At 72.0% G+C, this 6,638-nt stretch carries 6 protein-coding genes and 1 pseudogene; 6 read left to right on the top strand and 1 reads right to left on the bottom strand.

Annotation, left to right across the window (positions count from 1 at the left end; translation table 11 throughout):
- Positions 1-133 precede the first annotated feature (133 nt).
- Entirely contained in the window at positions 134-907 is a 774-nt protein-coding gene (locus tag ACWD4B_RS34820) for a class I SAM-dependent methyltransferase (protein ID WP_451424528.1), read from the top strand.
- A 72-nt stretch (positions 908-979) separates the two neighbouring features.
- Here the strand turns inward: ACWD4B_RS34820 and ACWD4B_RS34815 are convergent.
- Positions 980-1,258, bottom strand: a pseudogene (locus ACWD4B_RS34815) (transposase); the annotation flags it as partial.
- 273 nt (positions 1,259-1,531) lie between these two features.
- Here ACWD4B_RS34815 and ACWD4B_RS34810 point away from each other — a divergent pair.
- From ACWD4B_RS34810 to ACWD4B_RS34790, 5 genes are all read left to right on the top strand, one after another.
- Positions 1,532-1,708 (top strand): hypothetical protein, encoded by a 177-nt coding sequence (locus ACWD4B_RS34810; protein ID WP_451424527.1) that lies wholly within the window; start codon positions 1,532-1,534, stop codon positions 1,706-1,708.
- A gap of 79 nt (positions 1,709-1,787) precedes the next feature.
- On the top strand, positions 1,788-3,143 hold the full coding sequence (locus ACWD4B_RS34805) for an L-lactate MFS transporter (protein WP_451424526.1): 1,356 nt from the start codon (positions 1,788-1,790) through the stop codon (positions 3,141-3,143).
- A complete protein-coding gene (locus ACWD4B_RS34800) occupies positions 3,140-3,250 on the top strand; it encodes an MFS transporter small subunit (RefSeq protein ID WP_451424525.1) in 111 nt (36 codons plus the stop codon). Before ACWD4B_RS34805 ends, ACWD4B_RS34800 begins: the two co-directional genes overlap by 4 nt.
- Positions 3,251-3,557: 307 nt before the next feature.
- Positions 3,558-4,571 (top strand): SMP-30/gluconolactonase/LRE family protein, encoded by a 1,014-nt coding sequence (locus ACWD4B_RS34795; protein WP_451424524.1) that lies wholly within the window; start codon positions 3,558-3,560, stop codon positions 4,569-4,571.
- Between the two features lie 199 nt (positions 4,572-4,770).
- Positions 4,771-6,513 (top strand): TIGR03767 family metallophosphoesterase, encoded by a 1,743-nt coding sequence (locus tag ACWD4B_RS34790; protein ID WP_451424523.1) that lies wholly within the window; start codon positions 4,771-4,773, stop codon positions 6,511-6,513.
- Positions 6,514-6,638 lie beyond the last annotated feature (125 nt).

The raw sequence follows: 6,638 nt of genomic DNA, 5'->3' as shown, positions 1-6,638 counted from the left end.
CGTTGGTCAGTTCATGCCGCCGCACCATGCCTGGCTCCTGCCCAGAGCGGCAACAGATCCACCACCCGGGCAAGAGCCATCAGACACTGCCTAGGCCGTGTCCGGCGGATCTTGTGACTACTAGGCTGCGACGATGGAACGCGTAACCGATGTGCCCGAGCGCCTCGCCCGGTCTGCGGATCCGGCCCAGGTGAATGACTACGACAGTTTCGCCGAGGCGTACTCGGCGGAGAACGAGTGCAGCCTCGTGAATGCGTACTACGCGCGGCCCGCGATGCTGGACCTCGCCGGAGACGTGGCCGGCCGCCGGATCCTGGACGCCGGCTGCGGCTCCGGCCCCCTGTCCGCAGCACTGCGCGACCGCGGCGCCGTCGTCACCTGCATCGACACCAGCGCCAGGATGCTGGCACTGGCCAAGCGACGGCTCGGTGACGACGCGGACGTGCACCAGGTCGACCTTCGCGACCGCTTGCCGTTCGACGATGGCGCGTTCGACGACGTGGTCTCTTCACTGGTCCTGCACTACCTGGAGGACTGGGGGCCGACGCTGGCCGAATTGCGGCGCGTGCTCAGGCCCGGCGGCCGACTGATCGCGTCGGTGGACCACCCGTTCGTGGCCTACACGATCCAGGAACCGCGGCCCAACTACTTCGCAACCACCAGCTATACCTTCGACTGGACGTTCGGCGGGCAGACCGTCCCGATGAAGTTCTGGCGCAAGCCGTTGCACGCGATGACCGACGCCTTCACCACCGCCGGCTTCCGCCTTTCCACCATCAGCGAACCGCAGCCCGACCCGGCCGCCCGTGAACTCTTCCCCGACGGCTTCCACGGCCTTTCGGCCAAACCCTGCTTCCTGTTCTTCGTTGCCGAGGTACCGCCTTCGGCCACCGGCTCGGACGACTGACGAGTCACGGATCACGAGCGGAGCCAGAGTCGGATCGAGGCGACGATGACGGCGCCGTGGAAGACGTGGGCGCCAGTCGATCCGTCCTTCGGCGTCAGCACCGGCCAGGACGGCCTGGAGGATCCGATCCCAGGTCCCGTCCGCGGACCAGCGGCGATGGCGCTCGTACACCGTCTTCCAGTTCCCGAACCGCTCCGGCAGGTCCCGCCACGGGACACCAGTGCGGATCCGGAACAGAATCCCGTTGATCAACCTCCGGTGATCGCTCCATCGCCCGCCCCGGCGACCCGGCTTCGGCAGATGCCGTGCGAATCGCGCCCGCTCATCGTCCGTCAGATCGCCCCGCACCACGAGCAGAACGACGCTCCAGGGGCCGGACGGTCAGATGATCCGCCGGACAGGCCTTAGCCCGCCCTCCGAACACCTGAGGGCGGACGCGCGGGTCGCCGATCCCTTGGGTCCTCGCTCGGATACCGGCCGGGCGGGGGCCCTATCCTCATGCCCTGGGCGGCCTCTACTACGCGCCCAAGAGCATGCCCGGCCAGCGTACCGGCCCCGGCGCCGTCGCACTACCGAATCACCATGCCCGCCCGGCGCCGTCCCCGCACCCGCTACCGTCCTCGCATGACGAACCACGGCGACACCGGCCACTCCACGCCCCCCGCCCAGCCGTCACAGGACGTGCAGGGCGACACTCCAACACCCGGACAGGACGACGACGGTGGCTTTGCCCGCAGCTCGTCCGAGCACCGGCCAGGGCTCTGGCAGCGGCTGAAGGCCGCGTGGAACGGGGAGATCTAGCGCTGCGACCGACAGCTGGCCGTTCGGCCGACGGCTGGGCGCTCTTTCCAGCCGTGACCGGCCGCAGTACCGTCCGACCGTGCTCGCCCGCTCCCACACCACCGCGCCGCCGGGGTGGAGCCGCTGGCTCGTGCCGCCCGCCGCGCTGTCCGTCCATCTCGCCATCGGCCAGGTCTACGCCTGGAGCGTCTTCAAACCGCCGCTGGAGTCCTCGCTCGGTCTCTCCGGCACCGCCTCCGCGCTGCCGTTCCAGGTGGCGATCGTGATGCTCGGCCTCTCCGCCGCCTTCGGCGGCACGCTCGTCGAACGGCACGGCCCGCGCCGGTCGATGCTCGTCTCGGCCGTCTGCTTCTCGTCCGGCTTCCTGGTCGCCGCCCTCGGCGCGGCCACCCGCCAGTACGCGCTCGTCGTGGCCGGCTACGGCCTCCTCGGCGGCATCGGCCTGGGCATCGGCTACATCTCGCCGGTCTCGACGCTCATCCGGTGGTTCCCCGACCGCCCCGGCATGGCCACCGGCATCGCCATCATGGGCTTCGGCGGCGGCGCCCTCATCGCCTCCCCCTGGTCGGCCGCGCTGCTGTCGGCGTTCGGCGCGGACGCGCCGGGGATCGCGCGGACCTTCCTCGTGATGGGCCTCGCCTACGCCGTCTTCATGACCCTCGGCGTCCTGCTGGTCCGCACCCCGCCCGGCTCCTGGCAGCCGCCGGGGGCCGCGGCCGCGCCGCGCCCCCTGGTCACCACCGCGCGGGTGTCGGCCCGCAACGCCCTGCGCACCCCGCAGTTCTGGTGCCTGTGGGTCGTGCTGTGCACGAACGTGACCGCGGGCATCGGCATCCTCGAGAAGGCCGCGCCGATGATCACGGACTTCTTCGCCGCTTCCTCCGCACCGGTCGGCACCGCCGCTGCCGCGGGCTTCGTCGGCCTGCTCTCGCTCGCCAACATGCTGGGCCGGATCGCCTGGTCCTCCGCCTCCGACCTGACCGGCCGCAAGAACGCCTACCGCCTCTACCTGGGCGCAGGAGCCCTGATGTACCTGCTCCTCGCCCTGTCCGGCGGCTCCTCCAAGCTCCTGTTCATCGTCTGCACCGCCGTCGTCCTCTCCTTCTACGGCGGCGGCTTCGCCACCGTCCCCGCCTACCTCAAGGACCTCTTCGGCACGCACCAGGTCGGCGCGATCCACGGACGGCTGCTCACCGCCTGGTCCACCGCGGGGATCCTCGGCCCGCTCATCGTCAACGCCATTGCCGACGCGGGGAAGTCCGCGGGCCGCACCGGGCCCGCCCTCTACACCCCGTCGTTCGCCGTCATGATCGGGCTGCTGGCCGTGGGCTTCGCGGCCAACGAGTGCGTCCGCCCGGTCCACCCGCGCCACCACGAACCGCCCGACGACGACGGACGGCCCGCTGCCCTGGAGGACGAGGGGGTGGCCCCGTGACAACCTCCCGCAAGGTGCTGCTGGTGTTCGCCTGGCTGTGGGTGGGCGCCCCGTTCGCGTACGGAGTGTACGAACTCGTCCTCAAGTTGCGGCAGTTGTTCGCCTGATGGCCGTCTGATGACCGTCGCCGCGTGACGGGAGTGGGCCCTTCTGCTGCCGCGGCCCGGCCGGTCGTGCAGCGTCGAGGCCCCGGCCGATCCCGCGGACGCCGCGGTCCGCTCCGCGACGTCCGGCGGCGACGACGGCGGCGATTACCCTGCGAAAAGCTGCACAGCGTCGCCCCGTACCTGCGCCGCTGCCGCTGAGCCCTTGCGGCTCCTTGACGCGCCGCCGGCCGCGAACCGGAAGCCGTGGGACCGCGGTGCAGGTATGTTCGGCTCGTCCACCCGCGCACGGCCCACGGAAGGCCCGCTCATGCTCCCGCAGAAGCCCGCCCTGCGCCCGGTCGTCTGGCAGCCGCCGGGTCGTCCCCCGCGCTCGGGCGTCAAGGCCAGCCGTCCGCCGCTGCCGCGAGTGCGCCGGCTGCCGCTGGGCGGGAAGGCGCCGGAGGACGTCCGGGTCGACGCCGCGGGCCGGGTGCTGACCGGGGTGGAGGACGGGCGGGTGCTGAGCGTGGACCCGGTCAGCGGGCAGGTGTCCACGGTCACCGACACCGGCGGCCGGCCGCTCGGTCTGTGCCCGCTGCCCGACGGGCGGTTGCTGGTGTGCGACGCGGAGCGGGGGCTGCTGCGCACGGACCCCGCCTCGGGGCGCACCGAGACGCTGCTGCGCGAGGCGGCCGGGCGGCCGCTGACGGTGTGCAGCAATGTCGTGGCGGCCCCGGACGGCACCTTGTACGTCAGCGACGCCAGCCGGCTGCCGTTGGAGCACTGGATGGGCGATCTGCTGGAGCACACGGGCAGCGGGCGGCTGATCCGGTACGAGCCCGGTGCGGGCACCGCCGAAGTGGTGCTCGACGGGCTGCAGTTCGCGAACGGCGTGGCGCTGGCCCTCGACGGCTCGTTCGTCGTGGTCGCCGAGACCGGCGCCTACCGGCTGACGCGGCTGTGGCTGACGGGCCCGAAGACGGGGCGGCGCGAGCTGTTCGCCGAGCTTCCGGGTTTCCCGGACAACGTCTCCACCGGGCCCGGCGGTCTGATCTGGGTGGCCATGACCGGTCCGCGGGAGCCGCTGCTCGACCTGCTGCACCGCACCCCTCCCGGCCTGCGCCGCGCGCTGTGGAAGCTGCCGACCGCCCTGTTCCCCGGGCCCCGCCCGACGGCGTGGGTCATGGCCCTGGACGCCGACGGGCGCGTGGTGCACGACCTCCAGCGCCCGGCGGACGGCTACCGCTTCGTCACCAGCGTGTGCGAACACGACGGCGTGCTGTACCTGGGGAGCCTGGTCGAGTCGTCCCTGGGCGTCGCCGGGCCGGTGCCGCAGCCCTGACAAGCCGGGCTCTTCGGGGCGTTCACACCCCGCGTCACCATCGCTCAACGATCATCTCACCGTTCCTTCGCGAATCGTTCACGGAACGTCCAGCACCGCTCAGCAAGCTGTCCGGCGACCATTACGCACCAGTAAGTGCGTGCCGGACCTTCGTCGTTGCGGCACGCCACGTTGCTGACCGATCGTCAGGAGACGCGGCATGCCCGCATACAGCAGACGGCACTTCCTCACCGGTACCGCGGCTGCGGCGGCCGCCACGGCCCTTTCGCTGGGCAGCAGCCGGTTCGCGTCTGCGGCCGCCCTCGACCGCGCCGTGGCCGCCACCGCCGCCCGCGCCGTCCGCACCGCGGGCACCACCCTCGAACAGGCCGCCACGGCGACGGGCAGCGGCCCGTACAAGCGCCTCCGGTCCGGGCCGGGCTGGCCGCTGGTGGTGCGCACCGAGCTCGCCCAGGCGGCCCCGGCGCGCGACGGGCGGCGCACCGCGCTGGCGTCCTTCGTACAGTTCACCGACCTGCACCTGGCGGACACCGAGTCCCCCGTGCGCTTCGAGTACCTGGCCCGCTACCTGGACAGCGCGCACCGCCCCCAGGAGGCGCTCACCGTGCGCGGGGCCTCCTCCCTCGTCGAGCGGGTCAACGCGCTGCCCGGCGGCCCGTTCACGGGGAGCCCGTTCTCCCTCGTGATGGCGACCGGCGACAACACCGACAACCACGAGCAGGTCGAACTCGACTGGTACCTCACGGTGATGAGCGGCGGCGAGATCACCCCGAACAGCGGCGACCCCCGCCGCTACGAGGGCGTGCAGAACTCCGGCAGCGCGCTCTACTGGAACCCCGAGGCGTCCTTCCAGGACGGCTACAAGGCCAAGGGCTTCCCGGAGATACCCGGCTTCCTCTCCGCGGCGGGACGGTCCTTCAAGGCGCCCGGCCTGCGCACCCCGTGGTACAGCACCATCGGCAACCACGACGACAGCATCGAGGGCACCCTTCCCGACCTCGGCCTGCTGCACTCGCTCTACACCGGCGACCGCAAGCTGGAGGGGATCGACGACACCGAGGCGGCCAAGCTGGCCGACGCCCTGCGCAACGACCCCGCCGCGGCCGTCCTCCACCTCGCCAAGCTGCTCAAGAGCGGCGGCCCGGTGCGGCACGTCACACCCGACCCGCAGCGCGCCCCCTTCACCCCGGCCGAGTTCGCCAAGGCCCACCTCGACCCCGCCCGCACCGGACCCGGCCCGGTGGGCCACGGCTTCACCGACTCCGCGGTCGACAGCAAGCAGCTGTACTACACCTTCCCGATATCCGACGGCGTCCTGGGCATCAGCCTGGACACCACCAACCCGGCCGGCTGGGCGGACGGTTCGCTCGGGACCGCGCAGCTGAGGTGGCTGGAGTCCGTCCTGCAGTCCCGCAGCAGCCGCTGGTACGACGCCGACGGCCGCGTCGTGCGGGGCGGGGGGTCCGACGAGCTGGTCGTGATCTTCAGCCATCACACCAGCGGCAGCATGGGCAACCTGCTGCCCGATCCGCACCACCCCTTCGAGAAGCGGCACAACGGCAACGAGGTGGTGGCCCTGCTGCAGGGCTACCCGAACGTCGTCGCCTGGGTCAACGGCCACACCCACGAGAACCGGATCCTCGCCCACGGCCACGCGACGCCCGAGCGCGCCTTCTGGGAGATCAACACCGCGTCCCACGTCGACTTCCCGCAGCACGCCCGCATCATCGAGATCGCCGACAACGGCGACGGCACGCTGTCGCTGTTCACCACGCTGGTGGAGTCGGCCGCCCCCTACGCGACCGACTTCGGCGACACCTCCGACGCGGGCCTCGCCGCGCTGTACCGGGAGCTGTCCTTCAACGACCCGTATGCCACCCCGGCGAAGAAGCTCGGCGCCGCGGCCGACCACAACACCGAACTGCTGCTGGCCAAGCCCTAGCGCCCCGTCAGGGGCGCGGGGAACTGCGCGACCAGCCACGACGCGCCCGCAGTCGAGGTACCCGGGGCTGCGCCCCGGACCCCTGGGGGGGTGCGGCGACAGATCGGAAGAGCGTGGTGGAGGGG

Source organism: Streptomyces sp. NPDC002536 (assembly GCF_053594995.1).
Note: the sequence above shows the minus strand (reverse complement) of the source record. Positions and strands in the feature narration are given on the sequence as shown.